Here is a 25,183-nt window from a genome sequence, read left to right on the forward strand (position 1 = left end):
CGCGCTGGGGTTATGCGGCCAACTTGGACACTTGCTGCGTGATATACCCATCCACCGCAGCACGCTCTTCCTCGCTCAGCCGAAGGCCCAGCTTGGTGCGCCGCCACAGGTAGTCCTCGCCTGTACGGACCCATTCCCGCTCAATCGCCCAGTCTAGCTCGCGCGCGGTGATGGTGGCACCAAAATCCTGTCCCAGATCAGTGGCTGACTTGGCCTCTCCCAGCACCTCCCACGCCTCGGTCCCATAAGCACGGATCAGGCGGCGGGTGGCATAGGCGCTGAGGAAGGGGTAGTCGGTGGCAAGTTTGGCCTGAAGGGTTTTCACATCCTCGACCGCGAAGTCGCCGCCGGGGAGCGGTACGCCCGCGGTCCAGTTGGAAGTCAAATTGGGCAGGGCTGAGCTGATCTTGGCCATCGCAGCCTCAGCCAGTTTCCGGTAGGTGGTGATCTTGCCGCCAAAGACGTTCAGCAGCGGTGCTGCGTCTTGATTGAGCGACAATACATATTCGCGGGTGGCTGCGGTGGCAGAGCTGGCGCCGTCGTCGTACAGCGGGCGCACGCCTGAATAGGTCCAGACAATCTGATCGCGTGTCACTGGGGTGTTGAAGTACTCAGATGCGAATTTAACCAGATAGTCCTGCTCTTCCTTGGTGCATTCTGGCGGGGAGTCGACATCCGTGTGGTCGGCATCGGTGGTGCCGATCAGGGTGTAGTCTTCCTCATAGGGGATAGCAAAAATGATCCGTCCATCGGTGCCTTGGAAGAAATAACAACGGTCATGATCATAGAGTTTGGGCACGACGATGTGGCTGCCACGGACCAGCCGCACGGTTTCATTGCTTTGAATGTTCAGCTGCTTTTGCAGCAGGTCCGCCACCCAAGGGCCGCCCGCGTTGACCAGCATCTTGGCGCGGCGGGTGTGGATCTCTCCGCTGTCGCGGTCTTCAAGGGTAATCTCCCAATGATCGGCCATGCGTTTGGTGCCGATAACCTTGGTGCGGGGCAGGATGGTGGCGCCACGATCTTGGGCGTCGCGGGCGTTGAGCATTACCAGACGGGCGTCTTCGACCCAGCAATCAGAATATTCAAAGGCGGTTTTGAATTTGGAATTCAGCGGTTTGCCAACTTCACCCTTAGTCAGGTCCAGCTTTCGGGTGCCGGGCAGAATGCCGCGTTTGCCCAAAGTGTCATACATGAACAGGCCCAGCCGGATCAACCAAGCGGGGCGGCGGCCCTTCATCCAGGGCATGATGCCAGAGAGTAGCTTGGAGGTCGGGGTGTCGTTCTCAAACCGCATATCGGCATGATAAGGCAGCACAAAACGCATAGGCCAGGAGATGTGCGGCATCGCTTGCAGTAGCACTTCGCGCTCGATCAGCGCTTCGCGGACCAGACGGAATTCGAAGTACTCCAGATAGCGTAGTCCGCCGTGAAACAGTTTAGTCGCAGCCGACGAGGTTGCGGATGCCAAGTCATTCATCTCGGCCAGTGTAACGGACATGCCGCGACCTGCGGCGTCACGGGCAATGCCACAGCCGTTGATGCCGCCGCCGATGATGAACAGGTCGGTGGTCGGATGGTCAGTCATTTTCGCGGCTTTCGTTTTGTGCAACAGTCAGAATGCGAGTACCTGCCAGTCTGGCAGCTTTGGCAAAATCTTCGGGAATTGATTGGTCAGTCACCACAACATCAAGGTCTTCAACTGCGCAGATACGGACAGGCGCAGACCGTTCGAATTTGTTGCTATCGCAAACCAGAACCTTAGTGCGAGCGTTCTTCAAAATGGCGCGCGCAACTGAAACTTCGCGCGCATCATGATCCATAATGGCGCCATCGGTGTCCATTGCCGATGCGCCGATGATAGCAAAATCCACTTTGTACCGAGAAATGAACTCCACGGCGTCTTCGCCGACAATTGCTCCGTCACTTTGCCTGACAGTGCCGCCAGCCAAGATCAGATTTTTGGTTTTCACCCCCATCATCATATTGATGATGTTAATGTTGTTTGAGAGGACGGTGAGGCCTCTGTGCTCTGATAACGCGCGGGCGACTTGCTCGGTTGAGGTGCCGATGTTCAAAGCCAGCGAGCAGTTGTCCGGGATCAATTCTGCAACCAGGGCCGCCATCGCCTGTTTGCCCTGGGCATTCTGCTTGCGTCTGTCAGCATAAACGCGATTGGCAGCGGAGCTCGTGCGGACGGCGCCGCCATGTACCCGTGACAGGGCGCCCCTGTCACTAAGATCACGAAGGTCAGCGCGGACCGTTTGCAGCGAAACCTCAAAGCGGCTGGCAAGATCTTCAACCTCGACCCGATCTTGGGTGTTCAGCAGGTTCAGAATAGTGGCTTGGCGAGTGGTGGCGTCCATGGAAAGTCCTTTCGCAGGGGTTTTAGCGAATGGCTTTCGTATTGTCACTATTTGATTTCGTGATGCTTTCGATTTATCGAGTGCGTCTGCAGATGCAGGCACTGCTTGTTACAGTTCACCGCGTGTCAGGGGGATGAGATGATTATCCCATCGCATATCGCTTTGTGAAAGTGGGCTGATGTCCGGCCCGCTCAGGGCTGCAACCTGTCCTTTCCCGGTGGTAACAACAAAGCCGCTCTCACCTGTGGCCAGTCCACAGACATCCGGTAGCTGATGTTCGTAAAGCAGATCACCGCTAACAGCGTCCATGATTTGCGCCACCCCACCACGCGGAGAGGTGACAGCAACTTGTTTTCCGTCGGCGCTAAAACCAATGGAACCGCCATACCCTTGCAGATTACGGACCCTTGGATCGTCTTCGGCAAGCAGTTGCGGTGCGGTACCGGACAAGTGCAGCCCGGTGATTGGTACACCAGCACCCGGTTCGCCCTGCCATTGCATGGCAAAGGCCAAGGTGCCGCTAGTATGAATTGCCAGATGTCGAATTGAGTTCTGATGAAGGTCCAGCGGCAAAACCACTTGGTCCTGCACACTGCCATTGAGGTCAGTGTAGCTAAGGTTGGGGCGCATCGTCTTCAGGTTCAATTTGGCGCGGCCGCTGCGGGGGTGGGTTTGAATGCCGCCATTGGCAATCACCAATCCCGGTGCGTCGTTGCGAAGCAATATATCGTGGGGGCCAATACCACCCGAGGAAAAACTGCCAATGCGTTGATAGCCGTTGGTTGTGTCCCAAATCCCTACCACACCACGGGAATTCACATAGTCATTTTCAGTGGTATACAGGCGGGTGCCGTCTGAGCTGAAACACCCATGCCCGTAGAAATGATGCCCGTTAGGTGGATCAAGCCGTGCGAGAGGTGCTCCGTCTCGACAGTTGATCACCTGGGCGAACCGGCCGGGACGCCGTGCAAAAGCCACGATTTCAGGACGTTTGGGATGGGCGCTGGCGGCGTGCCCGCGATCAGGAAGCGGGCAACGGAACAGGATATCGCCTCTTGATGTCAACCCAGCCAGAACAAAGCTGCCATCGTTTTGCTGACCCGCAGCCAGAAAGCTTGGGCATCCAAGGTCGGCCCAGCTGGCCTGAGGTGCCAGTCCTGTCGCCAGAAGTCCGGCCAGGAAACTGCGGCGAGAGGCCATGTTAGTCACCGTCCAGTGAATTGAACCCAGGGGTAACCCCCAGCGCGGGGCCCAGATCTACGTCCGCGATGCTACGGATATCATTTATTTGTTGTTGCAGTGCTTCGATGCGAAAACGACTGCTTGGATCAGAGACCCCGGAAAATACAGGATCTGCCAAGCGGGCGGCACTGATACGTGCTTTGGAAAAACCTGCCTGCAAGTCAGCGGCCAGCGCTAGGTTATCACCAGCCAATGCGATCGCTAGGTTTTCAAGTGACTGTAGCGACAACTCTACATGGTGAAGACTGCGGCCTGAACGGCGCGCTTCAGCCCGGTTTGGCCGGGGATGGTCAAATGTCCCCAAAGGGCGGCCCAGGCGCATATCAGAAGTGACTTGCAGGCCGGTGTTCAAGGCCTTGAACAGCTCTTGTTTGACCTCAGAACGGGTTTGGTAACGATCACCGGGCGTGCGCATTTGGGCGACATAGTTCTGTTGCCAATCTTTGAGAATGAGATGAGAGGTGTCGGAAATGTCATCGGCTATGGCACGCACCAATTGGCAGCGATAAGCCTCTTTGCCGAGTGTACTTAGCTCGGTATCATACAGTAGAAATTCGAGTGCATAAAAGCCATGTACCGCAATTGATGTTGTTGCAAAATCCGAAGGTGTTTTAACAGCAGGGTCTTCGTTTTGGATCATTGCTGACAGGGCTTTGGGAATTTTGCCGCGGCTGTCAGGCCAGAACGCCAATGCAAAGGCGCGGTTGTCGGTTTCTGTGGGGCCAAATCGCAGGTGGCTCACTGTGATCCATGCATCAAAGGCGTCAGCGTAGGCCTGCTGCAACTCTGCTGAGTCTGACTTGCAATCCTGAGCCGCAGCTTGCGATAAAGCTTGAGAGTGACCGGCAAGTGCGCTCATCGTTGGCAGGATTTGCTGATCCAGAATATCGTCAACCAGATCGGCCTGCGCGGCAAAAGCAGACAGCGAGAGGACAAAAGCGAGAGTGAGTGAACGCATGTCAGAGACTTTCCAGAAAACGAATGAGGGCTGCGCGGTCAGCGGGGGGCAGTTCGACAACGGTGTCGCGCGCTGTTTGGGCCTCGCCGCCATGCCATAACACGGCTTCGAGCAGGGTGCGCGCACGGCCATCATGTAGATATCCGGCTTGTGCCGAGACCTGTTGTGTCAGGCCAATCCCCCACAATGGTGGCGTGCGCCATTCGCGGCCAGTGGCACGGGCTTCGGGACGGTGATCTGCCAGTCCCTCACCCATGTCGTGCAGCAACAGGTCGCTGTAGGGCCAGATCAACTGGAAGCTTTGCTCGGGGCGGTCAGACAGGCGATGGGTGACATATTTGGGAGTGTGGCAACTGATACACCCAGTGTCATAAAAAACCTGTTTGCCGCGCAAAACTTGTGGATCGCCGAGATCTCGGCGAGCAGGCACCGCAAGGTTGCGGCTGTAAAAGGTCACAAGATCCATGTTGGGCTGGTCGATTTCGGTGACGCGGGTATCGCCATCACCGTGGCGGGCATTGCGGCAGTCCGCTTGTGCTATAGTACAGTCTCCCCAAGGGTCGGGGAACAGTGGAGTTGAAATACCAATGTCGCCTGCAAAGGCGGCAGCGGATTGTTGATGCACGGTGGGTTGGCCTGCTTTCAAACCAAACCGGCCAAGCATCACTTGCTCGTATTCAGTTGACCAAACCAGATTTGCACGGCCCGAAATGCCATCGTTGTTGGCATCAGCCTCATCGACCTTGGCCAGAATGTCATCCACCGGGATCGCCTCGAGTAATCCAAGACCGATCATCGGCGGCGCAACACGTGGGGACAGCATCGCATCTGCGTGTAAAGGGCCGTAGCCAAGATTGAGCGCCTGGTAGGTTGGCTGACGCAGTTTGGCGGTTTCATCACCGGAAAGGGCGATCTCGATCTCCTGATAGGTCACCGAAAAACTATATTCCGGGGCCATGCCAGGAGGCGAGAAATCCTGTAGTTGAGTGCCATAGTTGGGATCAGGTGCGGTGCCGATATAGTCTTTGACAGCAGACATATGGGCAGGTGCATCCGCGGGGATGGATATCCGCAGGAACATTGAAACAGAGCTGCCACCCGCATCCAACGGGACATGTCCGCGTCCATCCTTGATATGGCAACGCTGGCACGAGCGGGCATTGTACAGCGGCCCTAAACCATCCGAGGCTAAGGTCGAAGCAGGGGAGAACACCCAGAGTTTTTTGAACAACCCATTGCCAAGCTTGAATTCCAGCTGTTGTTCAAAACTGATGTTTGGAGAGTGTTGAGAAAATGCCTCGGTATCGGTGCGGGCCCGTATTGTGGCGGCACCCGCCGGCTTGTCTTCATACAGCTCTGTGGCAGAGAAATCATCTGTCAGAGCAACAACGTCAGCGATACGTGACTGTTCAGCATGGGTGCGGGGGATCAGATCAAGATGTGGATCGCCTAGGTCTAGTTTTGTCAGATCCATTGCCGTCAGGGGAGTGGCCGCCAGCAGAGTCGCGGCGGCCAGCAGGGATCTACTCGGCGTTATCCATTGTCGTGGCATTGAGGAGAGCATAGTTTTCCGCACCAATTCGGTCATGCAGTTCAAGTTGGGTCTCGAGGAAATCGATATGACCTTCTTCATCGGCCATCAGCCCATCGAACAGCGCTTTGGTTACATGGTCGCCAACGGTGTCGCAATGCTCGCGCGCTTCTTTGTACAGGGCCCGTGCCGAGAGTTCCGCAGCCAGATCGCATTCCAGGGTTTCCTTTGGTGTCTGCCCGATACGCAAGGAATCCAGCTTTTGCAAATTCGGGTGGCCTTCGAGAAACAGAATGCGTTCAATCAGCTTGTCCGCGTGCTCCATCTCTTCGATGCTTTCCTCGCGGCTTTTCTTGGCCATTTTGCCAAGGCCCCAATCGTCCTGCAGGCGATAGTGTAGCCAATACTGACTGACCGCTGTCAGCTCGTGTCGCAAGGATTTGTTGAGATATTCAATTACTTTGGGATCGCCCTTCATGGCCATTCTCCTGAGTTACCACGCTGCGCAAATTTTGCAGGTTCCTGGGAACTGTGAGTTTATCATTCCCACGCATGGTGTCCACAAACAGGGGCATGCAACCGCCGCAGTCGGCGGATTTTCCCAATGCGTGATAGATCTTACCGGGTGTGATGATGGTTTGCGGGTCCGCCTTGCGCATCCAGGTGATGGCAGAGTGGATGTCGTGGTCAGTGATGCAGGTGCAATGGCAGACGATCATAGTTTGGTCCTACTCACTGGCAAAGAGCGCCGCACAGCGGTGATTGATTCGATGTGAAATTTATCTGACAGTTTTCATCAGGTTTCAAGCGTATCTGAGCAAAATAGTCAGAATGTCCGATGGGAGAGGCTCGGCGATAAGAATGAGAGTAATGTCCGGTGAAGTGTTCGCAGGAGCATCAGGTCATCAGTTGAATTTGGGTTCTGAAAGGCTAAACAAAAAGGCTATTTCCTGATGGGGAAATAGCCTTTGATGTGGGCATCTGGCTGAACCAGGTGCTAGTGGCCGGTCAGGACCAATGTATTGACCGGCATCAGGATCAGACGGAGCCGCAAGCCTGCGGCATGCACGACGCCAATTGTGTCGACCACGTGCAAGAAGGCCTTGTTCCAGATACCCAATCCTTCGGCATGCAGTTTGCTGTGGTTGTCAGTGTAGACATTTGCCAGACAGTTGCTGCCCGGCGGGATCTTCTCGGCAAATCCGTCATATAGAGGTTCCAGGTAGACTAGGACGGTTCCTGGGGTTGCGTTCTTTTGCGGGTCACGCAACTCGTCGCTGGGGCGGATTTGGCCGGAAGGGATCACATCCTGTACACTTGTCACAACAACCGGAACCACGGTGAATGGACTTGTCATGCAGCCCAGTTCACCGATCATGCCGGGTTTGATGACCTGTGCAGCCATCTGATTGAAACCGGCTTCGAATCTGGAATGCCCCGAATTCGAAGGAACCATAATACCAGCTGGCCGCAGCAGGGGGCTGACATAATCGCCAACTTGCAGACCAAATTGTTCGATGGTGCCAGTGACACCGGCTTCGACGATGGTTTTGTTCAATTCGGCCTGGGCCGCGTCGAGCTGTGCCAGGGCGCTGCTCATCTGGGCCGGGATCAGTTCGTTGATCTGATACTCGACCGCCTCCCGGTGAGCCCGTGCCGCCACCACTTGGGCCTCGCGCTCTGCCACGAGATTTTCGAGCCTTTCAATCTCGGTCAAGCGCACCGCACTGGATCCCTCGTCGCGCAGGATTTGGTTGCGCTGAAGATCGTCTGCGGACTGTGCCAAAGAGGCTTGTGCGCCGGCGATGCCTGCATCAGCTTCGGCCAGATCTGTTTTTGCGACATTGAGCGAGGCCTGAACTTCGGAAATTTGAGCATTGGCAGCCTGCACCTGAGCCTGTTGGCTGAAGTCTTCTAGCCTGAGAATGGGTTGTCCGGCGACAATCTTCTGGTTGTTGACCACATAGATTTCAGCAACCCGACCGCCGACTTGGGGCAGAATGGTGACGGTGCGGAAATAGGAGGCAACGCTTGTGGTTGAAGGGTGGAAGTAAAACAGGGTGGTAATAATCGTCAGGGCCAAAATGGCACAGGTGGTCAAACCCCAGCGCAATTCGTACCACAAAGTGAACAGGGTGATTTCCTGGCCGATCCGCTTTCCTTGAACAAAACGCCTAAACAAAAAATCTGGCAGAATGGTGACCAGCGCACATATCATGGTTTCCAGCATGGCTTAGTGCTCCTGAACCAGATTTTGGGCTTCGGTTGGCGTTGCTGTTGGTTCTGATGTTGTGGTGTCTGGTGCAGGTGGCGCAGTGGCGGGCCGATGGGGGGCCAAAGAGCGAATGGCATCGGCGATAGATTTCAATGGCGCGGCGAAATCCGGTATTTGGAAACCTGCAACAAGGATAGCGGCAACCCAAAACAATCCGTTATGAGTAAACAGCGCAAGCAGAGCCAGTATTCCCACTAGTTGAAACTGGGAATGATTGGAGCTGTGGGCCATTTTTTCAGGGATAGCGTGTAGCGTGAAATAGGCCAAACCGATCAATACAATCAAGATGATGGTAAAAACGACCATGAAGCTGAACAAAAAATCGCTGCCATCTGCTTGGACTACATAAGATGGAATATGGTCCGGTGCCATTGGGTGTAGTTTGGGTGTGCTCACAAATAATCTCCTGAAAAATTTGGAAATTTCATATACAAAATCATGCGTCATACAACCCTATAGATGAGTCATGACATAGTGTTTGGCGCTAGGTTGAGTCTGGAAACGAAACGATCAGGCTTCTCACTCCAGTTCACCAGGAAAAAGGGCCGCGAAAAAACGCGACCCTTTGTAAGGCTGTTTTGAAGCCAAGGTATCATTGATAGAAAACTTTAAAGCCGTCAAAGTGGACTAGCGACCTGCCTCTCTCAAGGCAGGTCGAAACAGAGCGGTACTTACTGGAACACAGCCGTTGGGTTATCCAGAGAGTCCGAACCTTCAAACGCGATACCGTCAAGTTTCAGCGCGGTGACTACACGCTCAATCGACTGCGTTTGGTCAACCAGACCGTTGATGCCGCCCATGACTAGGGCTTCGCCTTCGGCGTTACCTTGTGCCAGCATTTGGTCATAAGAGAAACCGCCGTCAGCTGCGGCTTTGAGGGCGCCAAGTGCATCCATGGTCGCGGTCAACTTGCCGCGCATCTCTGCGTCCAGATCCGCGTTCACAGCCATGACAAGATCGGAGAGCGAAGCGCCCGATACAACGTCACCGTTCACACGGGTGTATTCGCCCAGGTATACGTTCTGAACGCCTTTGCCGTCATAGTAGTGGCTGTTGTGTGTGTTGTCGGAGAAGCAGTCGTGCTCTTCTTCGGGATCGTTCAACATCAGACCAAGACGCATACGCTCACCAGCAGTCTCACCGTAAGACAGCGAACCCATACCGGTCAGCATGGCAGAGATGCCAGCATCTTCATCGCTCAGCAGGTTGGTACGGGCTTCGCCCGATTCCGCCCACTGGGCAGCCATCCATTGCAGATCCGAGACCAGCAGATCAGTTGCGGCTTTCAGATAGGCGCCACGGCGATCACAGTTGTCATTAGTGCAGTCGTCACCGGTGACATAGTCCGTGAAGGCACGGTTACCGGCGCCGTGATCGGTGCCATTCAGATCTTGGCCCCAGAGCAGGAATTCAATGGCGTGGTAGCCAGTGGCGACGTTGGATTCAACGCCTTCGGCCTCGTGCAGTGAGCCTTCCAGCAGGGCAGGGGTGATGTCACTTGCGTCGATGGATTTACCGGACAGCTCAAACGCAGGGTTGGCAACAACGTTCAATACGGCCAATGCGTTTTCGTCCGAAGGACCGCCGTAAGATGCATCGACATAGTCGATCAGGCCTTCGTCCAGTGGCCAAGCGTTTACCTTGCCTTCCCAGTCATCAACGATTGCATTGCCAAAGCGGAACACTTCGGATTGCTGATAGGGAACGCGAGAATCCAGCCATGCGCCGCGCGCGGCCTCTAGGGTTTCAACGGAGGGAGCAGCCAATAGGGCCTCAACAGCGGTCTGCAATACCTGCGCGGTGGCAAGGCTGTCCTGAAATTTTGCCTCGGCAATGTTCGAGTAGTTGGTCAGCACAGCAGCTTTATCAGCAGCAAAAGCCGCCGATGAACCAGCAGCAAGTGTTGTCAGTGCTGTGCCGGCAAGAATCAACGTTTTCATAAAGTAATGTCCTTGTGGGTGTTTGGTATCAGTGAAGTGTGGTGGAGATGGATTGATGCGCCGGTGGTGGTGGCGTCGCTGTGGTCATTTGCCTGAGCAAATAGCCAAACTCAGAGGCCAGCGGGAGCAGCTGGCGGGCGACCGCGGGCCGGACGATAAGGGACGCAAACAACATGGTGTCATCGACCTGACCATCTGCGGCGGCGGCAATCATATTGGCAAAACAGTTTTCGTCAGCCCCGAGGCAGGCGCATTTTAAACCGTGCCGGATCAAGGGCCGACGGCCATATTGGACACACAGCATGCAAAGTTGACCAAAGGTTTCTAGCGCAATCTCTGACAATTCTGGGCCAAGCAGGTTGGTGACATCGTCGCGCATTTCAAGACGCGTTTCGGGACTGTCAAACCATTGACGCAAGTGACGTACAGCGGCTGTTTCAATTGGGGCGAGTTCGGAAAGGGTACCAACGGTGGCCCCTCCCCGAAGAGATGTCTGCTGGTTCATTTGGTCAGGATCAATTTGCCCGCACGGGTGATGCGGAGGCTGTAAATCTGGCCGTTCAGTAGAATGCGTGCCTGGATGCCGCCGCGTGTCAGCTCCTCGGCATGATAGGTCGGGAAAACTTCGGTGGTGGTTGAGGTTGCTTCGGCCACGTGCATGTTCATGAGGGTCGCCCTTTGCTGATGTCCGCCCTATCTGAATGCCGTGTGTCTGGGATGAGATGTTTCATATTGGCATGGGCGGTATGATCTATGATTTGGTTCGGGCTGACCTGTAGCGACACAGGTTGGCTGGATTGAGGAGAACCTGATTTATTTACTCAGGTATGTCAACCTGAGTTTTTTAGTCGGGATTGGTTTTTTTGCGGCGAACCGAGTATTTATGCTAGGGATGCGTGTTTGTAGCCATCAGACCAGCTCGGCAATCAAGAAGTCTATCAGCAAGCGGATCCTGCGGGGTTGGTGGCGGCGATCCTGATAAACGAGATACAGGGCAAGGCTATTGGGTACTCCCTTTGGAAGCCGCCCCGTCTCTAGCACTCCGCTGTCAACATTATGTTTGCACATCGGTAAGGGGAGGCAGGCGCGCGCGATCCCGGCCAGCGCCAGCTCATATGCGAGTTCAAAGGACTGGCAGTGAATTTGACCCGGTTCAGGCGACCGCGACAAGTGCCGGGTGAGCGGCCCCAGAACAGGCAGGCTGTTGTCGTCAGCGCGTCCCGGTGGCGAGGCCAGAACAACCTGTGTGCGAGACAGCAGCCGCGCAATGACATCGTTGCTGCCGGGGTTATTTCCCCGCATAGCGAGGTCGACGCCGTCACGGATGAAATCTGCAGGTTCGTCGCTGACAGTTACATCAAGAGAAATCAGGGGATGTTGTTCCAGAAACCTGCGGCAGAGATCCGCAAGCTGGTTTTTGGGAAAGGCTGAGGGAACGGAAAGGCGGATCAGCCCTGACGCATTGTTGTCGGGTGAGATCAAAGCGCGGGCAGCTTCTATCTCTTCCAGCCCCACCTTGCAGCGGTCGAGGAAAACCGCGCCTTCGGGTGTCAAGGACACGCTGCGGGTGGTGCGTTCCAGCAGCCGCACACCAATACTGTCTTCCAATGCGCGGATCCGGCTGGTGACAGTTGACGCAGGCAAGCGCAGGCTTTCCGCAGCCCGGGCAAAGCTAAGACGGCTGGCGACCTCGATAAAGGTTTCGATGTGCTGCAGGTTGCTCATAATGCGAGAAATCCAGTTAATGAGTTCATGATTAAATGGATAATATGCGAGGTCCAAAAGCGCCAGACTAGCTGCATCACATACCGGAGGTGCAAATGAACAAACGTGAATTTCTACAGGCGGGGTTGGCCGGTCTGGCAACCGCCAGCCTTCCCGCGCGGGCGATGGCGGGACCAGCGCCGATTAAGATCCGATGGCTGGGAGGGGCGACGCTGGAGATTGAGGCCGCTGGGCTTCGGATCCTGACGGACCCATGTTTGGGCGAGGGGCTGGAAGCCTTTGTAATGGGCGATCCGAATGAGATGTTCGATCTGACCAAGGGGCCGAATATCAAGACACATGCCCGGTTGACGCCGTTTCCAGGCCTGACACACCAATCTTATGATCTGGTGCTGCTGAGCCACGCGCATGAAGATCACTTTGATCAGAAAGCGCAGCAGTGGCTGGATCGCTCTTTGCCCTTGCTGGCGCCTGAACATGATCAAAAGGAGCTTGCGCAGAAGGGATTTCAAGCGCAGGTGCTGGCGCATGGTCAGCAGCGGGTTTTCCAAGGGCCGCTGGGGAAGGTCACCGTGACGTCAATTCCCGCGGTGCACTCACTGAATCCGCAGATCTCTGCGGTTCTGGGGATGGGGAACGGCTACTTGATCGAAGCGGAGGCCGACGGCGCCGTGACACAGGTCTATTGGGCTGGCGATTCTTTCCATGCGGAACCGGTAGCGCAGGCGTTGCAGGGGCTGCCTGCGCCAGATCTGCTGATCCCGCATATCGGGGCCGTTGGTGGCGAAGGTTCCCTTGGCCAGATCTCTATGGATGGCGCGCAGGCGGTCGAGTTTGCGACCAGAGTCGGGGCGAGATCGGTCTTGCCGGTGCACCATTCCACCTATGCGCTGTATCAGGAAGGTCCAGAAACAATGGCTGCGGCACATGCGGCGCGGGAGATGGGATGGCATTTGCACCAGACTGCAGAAGGTGAAGTTGTCACGATCTGAACCACGAAGAAGGCCGCCCCAAGGGACGGCCTTTCATTTTAGTCGCGTTTGCCAGAAAAACGCTGTTGCCACTCTTCACGTTGATCGTCGGTGATCTTGGCGAACAGCACGTCAGGCACAGTGAAGTCGTGGCCAACGGGCAGGGCGCTCAGTGCTTCGGCCACATCATCAGGCCAGCTGGTGTCGAGCGTGTTCATCGCACTCAGCATGCTGGCCGAAGCGGTGGGGATGAACGGCGCACTGAGCACGGCGTAAAGGCGGATCAGGTTCAGCCCCATGCGGACCTGCGTGGCGGCTTTCTCTGGGTCTGTTTTGAATGTCGACCAAGGTGCAGCGCTTTGCAGGTATTCGTTGCCAGCCACCCAGATGGCCCGCAGCTCTTGGGCAGATTTGCGGACTTCCATCGCTTCCATGTGGCCCTCGTAGGCGCGGATGCGGGTGGTCAGTTCAGCAATCAGGGCCTGTTCCTGCTCGCCGTATTCGCCGCCTTCGGGCACGGCCTCGCCAAATTTGGAGCGGCAGAACTTGGTGATGCGCGAGACAAAGTTGCCCAGTACGTCAGCCAGGTCTTTGTTCACGGATTGCTGGAAGTTTTCCCAGGTGAACTCGGAATCGCTGCTTTCAGGTGCGTGGCTTAACAACCACCAGCGCCAGTAGTCGGCAGGCAGTATTTCCAGCGCCTGATCCATGAACACGCCACGACCCTTGGAGGTCGAGAACTGGCCACCGTCATAGTTCAGATAGTTGAACGATTTCAAGTGGTCGACCATCTTCCATGGCTCGCCAGATCCCAGAATGGTTGCGGGGAACGACAAAGTGTGGAACGGCACGTTATCCTTGCCCATGAACTGGACGTATTTCACATCATCGGCGCCCTTGTCGGTGCGCCACCAGCGCTCCCAGTCGGCATCACTTTTGCCATTGGCCTCGGCCCATTCGCCAGTTGCGGCGATGTATTCGATGGGCGCATCAAACCAGACATAGAAAACCTTGCCTTCCATGCCGGGCCAATCTGCATCACCTTTTTTTACTGGAACACCCCAGTCAAGGTCACGGGTGATGCCCCGGTCCTGCAATCCGTCACCATCGTGCAGCCATTTCTTGGCAATTGAGGTGGTCAGCACAGGCCAGTCGGTTTTGCTGTCAATCCATTGGTCCAGCTGGTCTCGCATGGCGGATTGGCGCAGGAACAGGTGCTTGGTTTCGCGCACTTCCAGATCGGTGGAGCCGGAAATAGCCGAGCGTGGGTTGATCAGGTCGGTTGGGTCCAACTGCTTAGTGCATTCCTCACACTGGTCGCCGCGTGCGCCATCATGGCCGCAGTTGGGGCAGGTGCCTTCGACATAGCGATCAGGTAGGAAACGGCCATCGGCGTTTGAATAGACCTGACGGTCCGATACTTCGGTGATCAGTCCGGCATCGGCCAGTTTGCTGGCAAATTGCTGGGTCAGCTTGTGGTTCTGCGGACTGGATGAGCGGCCAAAGTGATCAAATGACAGGCCAAAACGGTCGGCGATGTCGGTTTGAACCTTGTGCATGTCAGCGCAGTATTCTGCAACCGGTTGATCCGCCTTTGCTGCGGCAAGTTCGGCGGGTGTGCCGTGTTCATCAGTGGCGCAAAGAAACATGACTTCATTGCCGCGACCACGATTGTAACGGGCATACAGGTCCGCCGGCAGCTGGCTGCCGATGAGGTTGCCCAAGTGTTTGATCCCATTGATATAGGGAAGTGCCGAGGTAATGAGAATTCGTGCCATATCGCTTTTCCGCCTAGCTGTCTGACGATCCGTCTAACGCAAACCTGCCCGGTTAGAAATCCCCTTGCGAACGGATCACTGTAATTCCCTTTGGTTTGACTGCTGACGAGCTTGCGCAGATCGTGTATAAGGCGAATGATATCGGGTGTAGCTTGTCCTCCGGCTGAGGATAATTTCACTAACCTCTTGAAAACATGTCATGTGAAGCCCATCTTGTCTGTATACCTTTGCATACCAACTGATTGGCGGTCCATATATGTTTGACTTTCTGCTCGGAGGTGCGTTTGCACCTTTTTCCTTTGCTCTGGCGCTTTTGTTCGGCCTGATGGGGCTTGAACTGGTGGCTTTGTTATTGGGCGGCAGTTTGATGACGGGTGACAATGACGTTGCCCCAGACATTGGTGATGCGCCAGACTTGGGCGATTTTGATCTGGACCTTGATCTGGACCCGGAAGGAATGCTGGTAGATCCGGGCGATCTGGAGCTGGCCGAATTTGATGCTGAAATCGACGTCGAAGGCGGGATTGAAGCCAGCAGTGGTTTGGCCAGCTGGTTGGGCCTTGGCAAGATGCCAACGCTGATTTGGCTCGCGGCCTTACTGATGGGCTTTGGCCTGAGTGGTCTGGGTTTACAGGTTGCGCTGCAGGAGCTGTTTGGCCTGCTGGCCCCGGCTTGGCTTGCGGCACTGCCTGCTGGTGCCTTTGGGCTTTGGTTTGCGCGTGGCTTTGGCGGGGTCTTTGCCAGGCTCTTACCACAGACCGAGACCGAGGCTTCGTCTATGGACCAGCTGGGGCGCCGTCGCGGTGTGATTACCCAGGGGACAGCGACCCGCGGGCGAGCGGCTGAGGTGCGGGTAAATGATCGGTTTGGCAATGCGCATCACCTGCGCGCTGAACCGTTGCGCGATGACGAAACCCTTGAACAGGGTGCAGAGGTATTGGTGCTGCGCGATCGTCGCAGTGGCACCTATGTTTTGGTCGGCTTGTCCGACTGATTGAATTTCAGTCTTATTTTTGGAGGTAACTCATGGAGTTGCAGTTTTTGTTGATTTCCGTCGCCAGTGTTCTGGCGTTTCTTATTCTGATGGGACTGGTGCTGGGTCGTCTGTACCGGCGATCTACACGCGAAGTTAGTTTGGTTAAGACCGGGGCGGGTGGTAAGCGCGTGATTATGGATGGCGGTACTATCGTTGTGCCATTGTTGCACGAAGTAAGCCCAGTCAACATGAAAACCCTACGTCTGGAGGTGCAACGCAACGGCGATGCCGCTCTGATCACACAAGACCGGATGCGGGTTGATGTTGGTGTGGAATTCTATGTTTCGGTCAATGCTACAGAAGAGGGTATTGCCCGTGCGGCCCAGACCTTGGGTGATCGTACATTTGATGTGAACCAGCTGCGTGAATTGATTGAAGGTAAGCTAATTGACGGTTTGCGGGCAGTTGCTGCGCAGATGACCATGGACGGATTGCACGAAAAGCGCGCTGACTTTGTACAGGAAGTGCAGAATGCTGTGTCCGAGGATCTGTTGAAGAATGGTTTGTCATTGGAGTCGGTATCTCTGACTGCACTGGACCAGACCCCGTTTGAGGCTTTGGATGAGAACAACGCATTTAACGCGGTGGGGATGCGCAAACTGGCCGAAGTGATTGCCAAATCAAAGAAAGAGCGGGCACAGATTGATGCGGATGCTCAGGTTGCCGTTCGCCGCGCCCATATGGAAGCAGAACGCGAGCGTTTGGGGATTGAACAGGACGAAAAACAGGCCGAGATTGAGCAGATCAAGCAGGTAGAACAGATGCGCGCAGCGCAGGAAGCCGAGATTGCTCAACGGCGTGAACAGTCTGAACAGGAAAAGGAGCATGCCCGTATTGCCCGGGAAGAGTCCATTCGGTCAGCTGATATTGAGCGCGAGCGTAAAATTCGTGAGGCGGAGATCAGTAAAGAGCGCGAGTTGGAGGTTGCTGAACAGGATCGTCAGGTGATTGTTGCGCAGAAATCCGAAGAGGAAAGCCGTGCCCGTGCTTCAGCTGATTTGGCCCGTGCGGAGGCCACCAAGGCGACCGAGGCGGTGACCACCGCCCGAGAAGTGGCCGAAGCTGAACGGCAGAAACAGATCGTATTGATCGAGGCAACCCAGGAAGCTGAACGTCAGGCTACTGCGATCAGGTTGTCTGCTTTGGCCGAGAAAGATGCCGCATCTGACCGTGCCGATGCGCGGCGCGAAGAGGCGCAGGCCGAAGCGGATGCTCTGAACATCCGCGCTGAAGCCAAAAAGAATGACATGCTGGCCGAAGCAGAAGGTAAGCGTGCGATTGTCGAAGCCGACAACGTGCTGTCAGGGGAGCAGATCCGCATGCGGGTTGACCTGGCCCGGATTGAGGCAATGCCGACGATCATCGCTGAAATGGTCAAACCCGCCGAGAAGATCGACTCGATCAAAATCCACCAGGTCGGTGGTATTGGCGGCAATGGCACAGCTGCGTCAGGTGGCTCCGGCGGTGGAGACGGCGATAAGCCAGTGGTCAATCAGGCGCTGGATTCGATTATGGGCATGGCGGTGCAGATGCCTGCGCTCAAGAAGCTGGGCGAAGAGTTGGGTCTGTCAATGGAAGACGGGGTGAGCGGTCTGGCGAATGGGGCTTTGTCCCCACAGCCCAAACCCATTGCCGCACCAGAAGATGAGGCCGATGAGGCGTCAGACAAGCCAACACCAGAAACGCCAGTGAACTAAGGGCAAAGCTATAAAGCAATTAGTCAGGGCCGGATCCTATTCGGCCCCGATTTTTTATGATCAGAAGCACTTTAGACGCCACAAAGAACCCGTAGTCGGCTGTCGGCTAATACTTTGCCTGTGCTTTTTGCTTAGGGTTGCGCGAGGAGTTCCAAAGACCCTTGATAAGTGGCGATCAATCCAATCACTGGGGCGAAAATTTCAACGTCAAAGTGGAAGGTTCCGTCTTTTTGCATCTCATAGCTGCTGCCTGAAGGTAAGAACACTCTGGGCAAGGGAATTCCCAGCAGCGACCACCTGCGTGGGATAAGGAATAACTTGCCATCATCTATCACCAGGGCAAGTGCGACATTGATAGGGCCAAAACGCTCGACTAACAGCTTGTCGTTGCGACCGGTGCCCGCAAACTGGACTGAGGAAAAGGATTTGTGGCCAAAGGTACGTGTCCATTTCTCGCCGCCCTTGTGGGGTTCGAACTGAACTTTGACCGGACATTGGTTGGTCGCCTCTGGAAAGCCGAATAGCCTTCCCAGCATCTTGGATAGCAACCCGGTACCCCGTTGCACGCGGGCGGTTCCGGCCCATGTGCGTGCTGCTGTGTCGTCGTGTAGAGCTTGGACTTGGGGTGGGAGCCTGTCAAAAGCATTGCCAAGGATCTGCCGGTAAAGGGCGGCATCAGTATTCGGTGGGGCGCGAAACCCCATGTAGATGGTACGGTTTTCAAATTGCACTTGGTAATCGGCAAGCGTTAGTGCCCGCGTTGCCGGACGAGCTCCATGTTCGGGGCTCTCAGCCTTCAGATGTTTCCGGACAATGGCCTCAATCGCCATCGAAGGAATATAGGGGCCATCGTCACCTTCAGCCAATAGGTGCCAGCTACGTTCAGCGGCCTTACCATCCTGGCGTCCGGTCACATGAATAAACATCCCCCCGCGGTGCTCGCCAAACTTCATGAGGTTCAAGATCTTGTGGGAAATCGGCGCCAGGGGAGCGAAACTTGGCCGGTTGAATTTTGCCCGTGCCTTCGCCAACAGGTTCAGCATGCGGTGCAGAGTTTCGGGAACAGGGCCAGCCCCCATCCAGATGTCTTTAAGTCCGGGGATTTCAGGCGGTAGGACCTGCAATTCAGGTACATCGACTAGAGAAAAACGAATATTCTTCAGCGGCATTAGGCCCGGAACAGCAATGGTATAGCGCTTGCTTTCGGTCAGCCCGCGCGTTGTTGTCCGCTTGCCATTCCGAGTTAGTTTGATCGGAGCGCCTGCATAACCAAGCACCGCCCGCATGACGTTCAGGCCTATACCGGCATAGGGGGACGGAGCGATCCCGCCTTGAACGGTCTCGATTTCCATCGTTTTGGATATCTCGCGCAGGACCGCCGCAGTCAGGACGGGAAAACTACTGACACCTGACAGGACAAAGATACCGGCTTCCTTGGCAGCCTGATCGAACTTGGAAATGCCAGACTCAAATTCAGCGGCATCGGCAAAGTCCAGATAACTCACTTTGAAACGGATACAGGTTTCGATCGCTCGGTAGCTGTCGAACCCATAGTTTTGGAATGGTCCAGAGGCATCAATGACCAGATCAGGGTTCAACCTGTCGATATGTTGATCCAGTGCGTTGCGATCCAGTTGAGCAGGCTGAACAGAGCTGGCGCCTTGAAAACTATTACAAAACCGCGTTGCTCGATCTAGATTGCGGCCGCATATAAACAGGGTGATGTCGGGGATATCAGACAGCAACTCTGTTAGGCGGCCACCAAATACGCCATAGCCACCAAGAACAATGATTTTCACGTCATGAGCCTCTTTTGAACTTCCCTGTCTGGCAGGCTGCACAGATCTGCAGTGCCAAACCAGCGGTAGCGATTTCTGGCTACGGCGCGATATAGGGCGTCACGCAGTCCGCTGGGGACTAGGCGTAGAATGGCCAGAACCTTCCAAATGCGCCCCAGTCGTTGGCCAACATGGATTAAGGCGTCCAATGAAGCGTAACCGCGCCCCTCAACGAGATAGAGCCAGGACGTAGGATCGTCGGGATCCAGCCATAGTGGGTCATCAGGGCGTTGCCCCAATCTGATTGCAGCGGCGCAATCCTGAACTCTGCGCTGCGATCATTGTGGGTGATCCATTTGGCCCCACGCGCACATAATGCGCAATGGGCATCCATAACGCAGATCGGTCCAACATCGGCAAAGTTGGGGATCGTGTTATCGCTGCGATAGGAAAAGGGAGGCCTGTTCAAATACATGTGCGGACCTTAAGCGCAGGGTCCGTCGCAGTTCAATCGTTCAATTGAGATCGCCCAATTTAGGTTGAAGCCGCGTATTATACTCGGTCACCGCCTCTCGCGGGACCGTTTCAAAAGGCGGCCGATGACAAAGGATGTGCGTGGGGCGTAGACATATTGTGTACGTTGCTCGGGTGTTGGACGGGCGCGCATTCGGGTCAAGCCAAAGCTGATCAAACCCAAGTGCCCAATTGCGATCATCGCAAACAGCGCACTTGGTCCGTAATTTTCGATCAGGGCCGAGGCAACAAACGGGCTCGCGATCGCGCCTAGCGCAAAGAAGAACATCAAGGCGGCCGAGAGTTCAACCCTTTCGCTTGATTTGGCAAAATCATGGGCATGTGCGGCCGAGACCGAAAAAATCGGGAAGGTGGTAAAGCCAAATAACGCGGCCGAGGTCATCACTGCAAAGGTGCCCAGTCCAGAGGCTCCGATGGTAACACCGCTGGACAAAATTGCGGCTACGGACAGCCAAATCAGCACCCATCGGCGATCGTATTTATCAGCCAGCCAACCCATTGGATACTGCGCCAACGCGCCACCCAACACAAAGGCGGCCAGGAAAAAAGCGATTTGGTCGATCCCCAACCCAACCTCCTGCCCATAAAGTGGCCCGACCATACGAAACGAGGCCGAGCTGAGCGCCGCAACAATCACTCCGGCCACGGCAAGTGGTGAACAGCGCCAGGCCAGTTTGGGGCGCAACCGTGGTGCGGATGGGGTTTCGGGCTGGCTGGCGCGGGTTAGGGTCAATGGCAGTAGGGCTGCACAGCACAAAATGGCCAGCAAATTATACGAAACATAGGCAGCTGGCGGCAGAACGGCGATGATAAGCTGCGCCGTTAGCGAGGCGCCCATATCGACAATCCGATAACTGCCCATGGCCCGACCTCGGGTTTCATTGGTCACCTTGGCATTTAGCCAGGCTTCGATCACCGTGTAACATCCTGCCACACAAAGACCGGATGCAATCCGCATGGCGGCCCAGGCCAGCGGATTATCCGTCAGAGTATGACCGATTAGCCCAATTGCCCCCAGGGCGGTAAAGGCGGCAAAGGCGCGCGAGTGCCCAACAGTGCCCATCAACCGTGGCGACCACCAGCAACCAATAAAGAACCCAAGAAAATGCGCCGATCCCAGCAGGCCAATCTGTTCTTTGCTAAAGCCCAGTGTAAGCCCCGAAATGGCATCAAGCGGTCCTACACCACCCGTCGAGAGCTGTAAGAGCACAACAGAAAGAAGCAGGGCGGCAAAAGAAATGATCAGGCGCATAACGGGACAGGTTGCTTTCTTGAAATAGGTAGGCTTATCCATTTTCGACAATAATGTCGTATCTGGTTGCTGTGCGGGTATTTTTTAACTAGCCCTGATCCGGGCTTGGATGTTCAGAGTCACAGTATCTGACACCAAATCAGAGAAGCCATCTGCGCCAAAGGCTGCGCGGCTGATCTTCCCATTCAGTGTCACGTCAAGCTGGCTCAGATCATTGGCTGCTGTGCCACGTGAGCGATAGACTGCCGCCTGCAGCGTGACAGGTTTAGTTACCCCGCGCAGGGTCAGGTCACCGATAATTTTGGCCCCACCCGACAGACGCCCAGCCGAACCAAGAATGATGCGGCGTGATACAAATCGGATGGTCGGGAAGCGTATTGCATCTAAGACTTCAGGGCCGGTCATCACTTGAGTGATAAAAATCAATCCAGTGCGCGCTTTGGTAACATTTAAGGTTACATCCACTCGCGATGCCGCCAATTGCTCTGGGTCAATGGTAATTTTGGCCTGCTCAACCGGAATTGTACCCGTTTGCGCAATGCCGTTTAAATTGAATTGAAAGCCTACACGTGATCCAGACGGAACCACAGTATAGTGGGTCGGGACAGCCAAGGCAGCTGTTGGCATGGCACAGGTGCTGGCAAGCGCAATTATGATTTGGCGTCTCTGGATCATCTGTGTTCCGCTCATTGCCGCCCACACTGGGTGTTGGCCGAGTTGTATACCCTTACTCTGGACTTCACCAATACATCAGCCGCTATTTGAGTCGTCGTCATCCCCTAAGTCGGATCTTCATCTAGCTGCAAATATCCCGGGGTTTGGGGCAGAGCCCCAATATTGAACACCCTCAGGAACAGTCAAACTTTCAAGTATAAGGTTTGAGGTCGCATCGATCCTTTTAGGATAGCAATGCCAATTCCTACTAAAGCTCCAGGTGCTAGCCTTCGCGCGGTACCACAGGGCCATCCTGTTTCACCCATTCGCTAAATCCACCTTCAAGATGCATGACCGGTTTCAGCCCCATTTCCATTGCCAGCTTGGCGCTGAGTGCAGATCGCCAGGCGCTGGCGCAGTAAAACACATAGGTCTTATCCTGATTGAAGACCGCTTTATGGTACGGGCTGTCCGGGTCGATCCAGAACTCCAACATACCGCGAGGGCAAGAAAACGCTCCTGGTATCATGCCAGATCGTTGCAGTTCACGGATGTCGCGTAGGTCGACAAAGACATAGTCCTCACTTGCTGCCAGCTCTTTGGCCTCGGCGACAGGCAAAAGGGTAACGCTCTCATTGGCTTCGGCCAACAGCGCCTTGATACCTTTGGTGATGGTTTGCGTCATTGAGCAGGTCCTTGCGCTTAAATGAGTGGTGTCTGGTGGCAGGCTGGCTGATATTTAGGCCAAGCTCAAGTCTTTGCAGTCTTGTCCTTGCGCTCGTATGTCGGCCCATTACTGTAAGCTCAACAAAATATGAGGAACGCGCGATATGAAAATGAATCCGTTGGGCCGCACAGGCCTGCAGATCTCAGAACTCTGCCTGGGTACCATGACGTTTGGCACCCAGACCTCCGAAGCAGACTCTCACGCTCAGATCGATTACGCGCTGGCGGCAGGGGTGAACTTTATCGACACTGCCGAAATGTATCCGGTGAACCCGGTAAGCCAGGAAACCGTTGGCTATAGCGAAGAAATCATTGGTAACTGGAATGCCAAAACGGGGCGTCGTGGAGACTATATTCTGGCGACCAAACATTCTGGTGAAGGATTGGCGATTGTACGCGATGGGGCCCCAATCTCCTCCAAAACAATTGCGTCAACAATTGAAGGTTCGCTGCAACGGCTAAAAACCGATTACATTGACCTGTATCAGTTCCACTGGCCAAACCGGGGCAGTTACATGTTCCGCAAAAATTGGAGCTATGATCCCTCAGGCCAGAACAATGAAGAGACGTTGGCCAATATGGTGGATTGTCTGGAGGCCCTGCAACAGCAAGTTGACAAGGGCAACATCCGCGCCTTTGGTCTGTCTAACGAAAGCGCTTGGGGGACAGCGCAGTGGCTGCGGCTTGCTGCTGAAGCGAACATGCCACGGGTGGCCTCAATCCAGAACGAATATTCGCTTTTATGCCGGATGTACGACACCGATTTGGCGGAGCTGAGCATCAACGAAGATGTCGGACTGCTGGCCTTTTCGCCGTTGGGAACCGGATTGCTGACGGGTAAGTATCAGGGCGGTGCCGTGCCGGAGGGGTCGCGCAAAGCTATCAACCCCGAACTGGGTGGACGCCATTCTCCACGGGTCTATGACGCAGTAGGAGTATATCTAGATATCGCAGACCGGCATGGATTGGATGTGGTGCATATGGCCCTGGCCTGGTGCCGTACCCGGCCCTTTATGGCTTCGGCGATCTTTGGTGCGACCACGATGGAGCAGTTGAAACATCTGTTAAAATCGGTGGAGGTCGAGCTGAGCAATGAGGTCTTGGCGGAGATAGATCAGGCACAGCGCGCCTATCCAATGCCGTATTAAAGGAAAAGGGGGAGGGGGCGCTGCCCCCTTTTGGCCGGTGGCCAATTCACCCCGGGATATTTCTGGCTAGATGAAAAGGATGCCCGGCCGACGCAACTGTCAGCCGCCAGTTTAGTGGCGAAGGGGTTGCACTGCATCTTGGCGCAGATCACGCGCGGTACTGCCGTGGGCCGTGCGGAACGCGCGGGCAAAGGTGGATTGCGAGGTGAAGCCGGTGGCCAGGGCCACATCCATCAGTGACAGGTTGGTATCGGTGACCAATCGGCGGGCCTCGGCCATACGCAGTTGCAGGTAGTGATCCTGCGGCGTGGTGTTCAGGCGCAAGCGGAACTGTTGTTGCAGGCTGCGCGGGCTGGTGCCGAGGCTTTCAGCGATATAGCTGAGTGGAAGCGGCTCATCCAGTGAGGATTCCATCAGGGCGTTGGCCTTGGCGGTGAGGGCACTGTGTTTTTGGCTGCCCAGGCGGCTTTGTGGCCGGGTTGGCGCGGCGGGGCCATCGTAGAGGAACAGGCCAGCGACGCGGGATGCAAAGCCATGACCGTGGCGTGCGCCGATGATGTGTAGCATCATTTCGATTGCCGGGGTGGCGCCGCCGGATGTCAGGCGGCCTTCGGACAGAGTGAACCGGTCTTGGCGGGTGTCGACATCGGGGAAGCGGTTGGCGAAATTTTCCAGGTCTTCCCAGTGGGTGGTGGCCGCGTGACCATCCAACAGGCCGGCCTCGGCCATCAGCCAGGGGCCACCGTCGATGCCCGCGATGGTCGCGCCGGTGGTAGCGATGCGGCGCAGTCCGGCTAGCAGGCTGGGGGTGGCTTGACGGGCCAGTTGGAAACCCGCGACAACAATCAGCAGCTCGCATTCCTGAAGTCGGGCCAGCGGAATGCCGGGCACGGTCAACCCGCTGGTCAGCATTGCGGGCTCGTCCGTTGCGGTGACATAGTCCCAGTCGAATGCATGACGTCCGGCCAGCCGGTTGGCGGCGCGCATCGGATCAACCGTGGCCGCAAAGGACAGGGTGTTGCATTCGTCCAGCACCAGAACGGCAGTTTTCAGTGGTCTGTTTTCCGGCTGCAGTATGTTTTTTGCGTATTTCATCAAGTACGATTCGCATATTGTAAAGTTCAGGCCTCAAGGCTGAGCCACAGTGGGGATCAAATCAAACAGGAATCTGGGGAAGAGCCTGGGGATAACCCATGGCAAAACCCTGTACATTACGGGGAAAAGCTAAATGCCTCTGAATATGACCAAAGACGTCTTTATCACCTGCGCCGTGACCGGGTCTGGTAGCAGCCAGGATCGCAGTCCACATGTGCCGCGTTCGCCCAAGCAAATTGCCGATAGCGCGATTGCCGCCGCCAAGGCTGGCGCCGCTATTGTGCACTGTCATGTGCGCGATCCGGAAACCGGGGTGCCAAGTCGCGATCTGGGATTGTACCGCGAAGTGACCGACCGTATTCGCGAGTCCGAGGTGGACATGGTGCTGAACCTGACCGCTGGCATGGGTGGCGATATGGTCTTTGGTGATGTCGAAAACCCGCTGCCGGTGAGCGAGGCGGGCACCGACATGGTCGG

Annotated in this window: 23 protein-coding genes and 2 pseudogenes; 5 read left to right on the forward strand and 20 right to left on the reverse strand. The window is 55.6% G+C overall.

Features of this window, described 5'->3' with window-relative positions; genetic code table 11:
• Positions 1 to 10: 10 nt before the first annotated feature.
• The 13 genes from glpD to GO984_RS07530 form a co-directional block, all read right to left on the reverse strand.
• Entirely contained in the window at positions 11 to 1,588 is a 1,578-nt protein-coding gene (glpD, locus tag GO984_RS07470) for a glycerol-3-phosphate dehydrogenase (RefSeq protein ID WP_157021939.1), read from the reverse strand.
• On the reverse strand, positions 1,581 to 2,366 hold the full coding sequence (locus GO984_RS07475) for a DeoR/GlpR family DNA-binding transcription regulator (RefSeq protein WP_157021940.1): 786 nt from the start codon (positions 2,364 to 2,366) through the stop codon (positions 1,581 to 1,583). Before GO984_RS07475 ends, glpD begins: the two co-directional genes overlap by 8 nt.
• A gap of 108 nt (positions 2,367 to 2,474) precedes the next feature.
• Entirely contained in the window at positions 2,475 to 3,566 is a 1,092-nt protein-coding gene (locus tag GO984_RS07480) for a DUF1513 domain-containing protein (RefSeq protein WP_157021941.1), read from the reverse strand.
• 1 nt (position 3,567) lies between these two features.
• On the reverse strand, positions 3,568 to 4,566 hold the full coding sequence (locus GO984_RS07485) for an imelysin family protein (RefSeq protein ID WP_157021942.1): 999 nt from the start codon (positions 4,564 to 4,566) through the stop codon (positions 3,568 to 3,570).
• A 1-nt stretch (position 4,567) separates the two neighbouring features.
• Entirely contained in the window at positions 4,568 to 6,118 is a 1,551-nt protein-coding gene (locus GO984_RS07490) for a di-heme oxidoreductase family protein (RefSeq protein WP_425339643.1), read from the reverse strand.
• A complete protein-coding gene (gene bfr, locus GO984_RS07495; RefSeq protein WP_138161960.1) occupies positions 6,090 to 6,575 on the reverse strand; it encodes a bacterioferritin in 486 nt (161 codons plus the stop codon). The genes GO984_RS07490 and bfr overlap by 29 nt, the downstream gene beginning before the upstream one ends.
• Positions 6,550 to 6,816, reverse strand: coding sequence for a (2Fe-2S)-binding protein (locus tag GO984_RS07500; protein WP_157021943.1), 267 nt, complete (start codon positions 6,814 to 6,816; stop codon positions 6,550 to 6,552). Before GO984_RS07500 ends, bfr begins: the two co-directional genes overlap by 26 nt.
• Before the next feature lie 278 nt (positions 6,817 to 7,094).
• Complete coding sequence (locus tag GO984_RS07505) at positions 7,095 to 8,327, reverse strand: HlyD family secretion protein (protein ID WP_157021944.1); 1,233 nt, start codon at positions 8,325 to 8,327, stop codon at positions 7,095 to 7,097.
• A gap of 3 nt (positions 8,328 to 8,330) precedes the next feature.
• On the reverse strand, positions 8,331 to 8,744 hold the full coding sequence (locus GO984_RS07510; protein ID WP_245231039.1) for a hypothetical protein: 414 nt from the start codon (positions 8,742 to 8,744) through the stop codon (positions 8,331 to 8,333).
• A 299-nt stretch (positions 8,745 to 9,043) separates the two neighbouring features.
• Positions 9,044 to 10,312, reverse strand: coding sequence for an imelysin family protein (locus tag GO984_RS07515; RefSeq protein ID WP_157021945.1), 1,269 nt, complete (start codon positions 10,310 to 10,312; stop codon positions 9,044 to 9,046).
• A 28-nt stretch (positions 10,313 to 10,340) separates the two neighbouring features.
• A complete protein-coding gene (locus GO984_RS07520; RefSeq protein ID WP_157021946.1) occupies positions 10,341 to 10,817 on the reverse strand; it encodes a hypothetical protein in 477 nt (158 codons plus the stop codon).
• Entirely contained in the window at positions 10,814 to 10,978 is a 165-nt protein-coding gene (hemP, locus tag GO984_RS07525; RefSeq protein ID WP_157021947.1) for a hemin uptake protein HemP, read from the reverse strand. Before hemP ends, GO984_RS07520 begins: the two co-directional genes overlap by 4 nt.
• Positions 10,979 to 11,221: 243 nt before the next feature.
• A complete protein-coding gene (locus tag GO984_RS07530; protein WP_157021948.1) occupies positions 11,222 to 12,037 on the reverse strand; it encodes a LysR family transcriptional regulator in 816 nt (271 codons plus the stop codon).
• A 95-nt stretch (positions 12,038 to 12,132) separates the two neighbouring features.
• On the opposite strand from GO984_RS07530, the gene GO984_RS07535 reads away from it, so the two are divergent.
• Positions 12,133 to 13,029, forward strand: coding sequence for an MBL fold metallo-hydrolase (locus GO984_RS07535; protein ID WP_157021949.1), 897 nt, complete (start codon positions 12,133 to 12,135; stop codon positions 13,027 to 13,029).
• A 38-nt stretch (positions 13,030 to 13,067) separates the two neighbouring features.
• Here the strand turns inward: GO984_RS07535 and metG are convergent, their stop codons facing one another.
• Positions 13,068 to 14,786, reverse strand: a complete 1,719-nt coding sequence (gene metG, locus GO984_RS07540) for a methionine--tRNA ligase (protein ID WP_157021950.1) — start codon at positions 14,784 to 14,786, stop codon at positions 13,068 to 13,070.
• A 256-nt stretch (positions 14,787 to 15,042) separates the two neighbouring features.
• Here metG and GO984_RS07545 point away from each other — a divergent pair, with 256 nt between their 5' ends.
• Positions 15,043 to 15,780 carry an OB-fold-containig protein gene (locus GO984_RS07545; protein ID WP_157021951.1) on the forward strand — a complete coding sequence of 246 codons (738 nt, stop codon included), beginning with the start codon at positions 15,043 to 15,045 and terminating at the stop codon, positions 15,778 to 15,780.
• A gap of 32 nt (positions 15,781 to 15,812) precedes the next feature.
• Entirely contained in the window at positions 15,813 to 17,519 is a 1,707-nt protein-coding gene (locus tag GO984_RS07550; protein WP_157021952.1) for a flotillin family protein, read from the forward strand.
• Positions 17,520 to 17,650: 131 nt separating this feature from the next.
• On the opposite strand, the gene GO984_RS07555 is transcribed toward GO984_RS07550, so the two are convergent.
• The 5 genes and pseudogenes from GO984_RS07555 to GO984_RS07575 all read right to left on the reverse strand — a co-directional run bounded on the left by GO984_RS07555 (position 17,651) and on the right by GO984_RS07575 (position 22,422).
• Entirely contained in the window at positions 17,651 to 19,318 is a 1,668-nt protein-coding gene (locus tag GO984_RS07555) for a DUF4166 domain-containing protein (protein ID WP_167740261.1), read from the reverse strand.
• Positions 19,315 to 19,772 (reverse strand): annotated as a pseudogene (locus tag GO984_RS23965) (thiol-disulfide oxidoreductase DCC family protein). Before GO984_RS23965 ends, GO984_RS07555 begins: the two are co-directional and overlap by 4 nt.
• Before the next feature lie 87 nt (positions 19,773 to 19,859).
• Positions 19,860 to 21,083, reverse strand: a complete 1,224-nt coding sequence (locus GO984_RS07565) for an MFS transporter (RefSeq protein WP_157021964.1) — start codon at positions 21,081 to 21,083, stop codon at positions 19,860 to 19,862.
• Positions 21,084 to 21,167: 84 nt separating this feature from the next.
• On the reverse strand, positions 21,168 to 21,758 hold the full coding sequence (locus GO984_RS07570) for a YceI family protein (protein ID WP_157021954.1): 591 nt from the start codon (positions 21,756 to 21,758) through the stop codon (positions 21,168 to 21,170).
• Between the two features lie 262 nt (positions 21,759 to 22,020).
• A complete protein-coding gene (locus tag GO984_RS07575; protein WP_157021955.1) occupies positions 22,021 to 22,422 on the reverse strand; it encodes a rhodanese-like domain-containing protein in 402 nt (133 codons plus the stop codon).
• 145 nt (positions 22,423 to 22,567) lie between these two features.
• Between GO984_RS07575 and GO984_RS07580 the strand changes: the two genes are divergently transcribed.
• Positions 22,568 to 23,611, forward strand: coding sequence for an aldo/keto reductase (locus tag GO984_RS07580; protein ID WP_157021956.1), 1,044 nt, complete (start codon positions 22,568 to 22,570; stop codon positions 23,609 to 23,611).
• 111 nt (positions 23,612 to 23,722) lie between these two features.
• Here GO984_RS07580 and GO984_RS07585 read toward each other — a convergent pair whose 3' ends face one another.
• A complete protein-coding gene (locus GO984_RS07585) occupies positions 23,723 to 24,706 on the reverse strand; it encodes a GlxA family transcriptional regulator (RefSeq protein WP_157021957.1) in 984 nt (327 codons plus the stop codon).
• 133 nt (positions 24,707 to 24,839) lie between these two features.
• Here GO984_RS07585 and bcoG point away from each other — a divergent pair.
• Positions 24,840 to 25,183 (forward strand): annotated as a pseudogene (gene bcoG, locus GO984_RS07590) (3-dehydrocarnitine:acetyl-CoA trimethylamine transferase BcoG); the annotation flags it as partial.

Source organism: Parasedimentitalea huanghaiensis (assembly GCF_009753675.1).
GTDB classification, from domain to species: Bacteria; Pseudomonadota; Alphaproteobacteria; order Rhodobacterales; family Rhodobacteraceae; genus Parasedimentitalea; species Parasedimentitalea huanghaiensis.

Coding starts and splice junctions, on each gene's coding strand:
- glpD (WP_157021939.1), bottom strand. CDS start 1,588: ATGACTGACCATCCGACCACCGACCTGTTCATCATCGGCGGCGGCATC.
- GO984_RS07475 (WP_157021940.1), bottom strand. CDS start 2,366: ATGGACGCCACCACTCGCCAAGCCACTATTCTGAACCTGCTGAACACC.
- GO984_RS07480 (WP_157021941.1), bottom strand. CDS start 3,566: ATGGCCTCTCGCCGCAGTTTCCTGGCCGGACTTCTGGCGACAGGACTG.
- GO984_RS07485 (WP_157021942.1), bottom strand. CDS start 4,566: ATGCGTTCACTCACTCTCGCTTTTGTCCTCTCGCTGTCTGCTTTTGCC.
- GO984_RS07490 (WP_425339643.1), bottom strand. CDS start 6,118: ATGCCACGACAATGGATAACGCCGAGTAGATCCCTGCTGGCCGCCGCG.
- bfr (WP_138161960.1), bottom strand. CDS start 6,575: ATGAAGGGCGATCCCAAAGTAATTGAATATCTCAACAAATCCTTGCGA.
- GO984_RS07500 (WP_157021943.1), bottom strand. CDS start 6,816: ATGATCGTCTGCCATTGCACCTGCATCACTGACCACGACATCCACTCT.
- GO984_RS07505 (WP_157021944.1), bottom strand. CDS start 8,327: ATGCTGGAAACCATGATATGTGCGCTGGTCACCATTCTGCCAGATTTT.
- GO984_RS07510 (WP_245231039.1), bottom strand. CDS start 8,744: ATGGCACCGGACCATATTCCATCTTATGTAGTCCAAGCAGATGGCAGC.
- GO984_RS07515 (WP_157021945.1), bottom strand. CDS start 10,312: ATGAAAACGTTGATTCTTGCCGGCACAGCACTGACAACACTTGCTGCT.
- GO984_RS07520 (WP_157021946.1), bottom strand. CDS start 10,817: ATGAACCAGCAGACATCTCTTCGGGGAGGGGCCACCGTTGGTACCCTT.
- hemP (WP_157021947.1), bottom strand. CDS start 10,978: ATGAACATGCACGTGGCCGAAGCAACCTCAACCACCACCGAAGTTTTC.
- GO984_RS07530 (WP_157021948.1), bottom strand. CDS start 12,037: ATGAGCAACCTGCAGCACATCGAAACCTTTATCGAGGTCGCCAGCCGT.
- GO984_RS07535 (WP_157021949.1), top strand. CDS start 12,133: ATGAACAAACGTGAATTTCTACAGGCGGGGTTGGCCGGTCTGGCAACC.
- metG (WP_157021950.1), bottom strand. CDS start 14,786: ATGGCACGAATTCTCATTACCTCGGCACTTCCCTATATCAATGGGATC.
- GO984_RS07545 (WP_157021951.1), top strand. CDS start 15,043: ATGTTTGACTTTCTGCTCGGAGGTGCGTTTGCACCTTTTTCCTTTGCT.
- GO984_RS07550 (WP_157021952.1), top strand. CDS start 15,813: ATGGAGTTGCAGTTTTTGTTGATTTCCGTCGCCAGTGTTCTGGCGTTT.
- GO984_RS07565 (WP_157021964.1), bottom strand. CDS start 21,083: ATGCGCCTGATCATTTCTTTTGCCGCCCTGCTTCTTTCTGTTGTGCTC.
- GO984_RS07570 (WP_157021954.1), bottom strand. CDS start 21,758: ATGATCCAGAGACGCCAAATCATAATTGCGCTTGCCAGCACCTGTGCC.
- GO984_RS07575 (WP_157021955.1), bottom strand. CDS start 22,422: ATGACGCAAACCATCACCAAAGGTATCAAGGCGCTGTTGGCCGAAGCC.
- GO984_RS07580 (WP_157021956.1), top strand. CDS start 22,568: ATGAAAATGAATCCGTTGGGCCGCACAGGCCTGCAGATCTCAGAACTC.
- GO984_RS07585 (WP_157021957.1), bottom strand. CDS start 24,706: ATGAAATACGCAAAAAACATACTGCAGCCGGAAAACAGACCACTGAAA.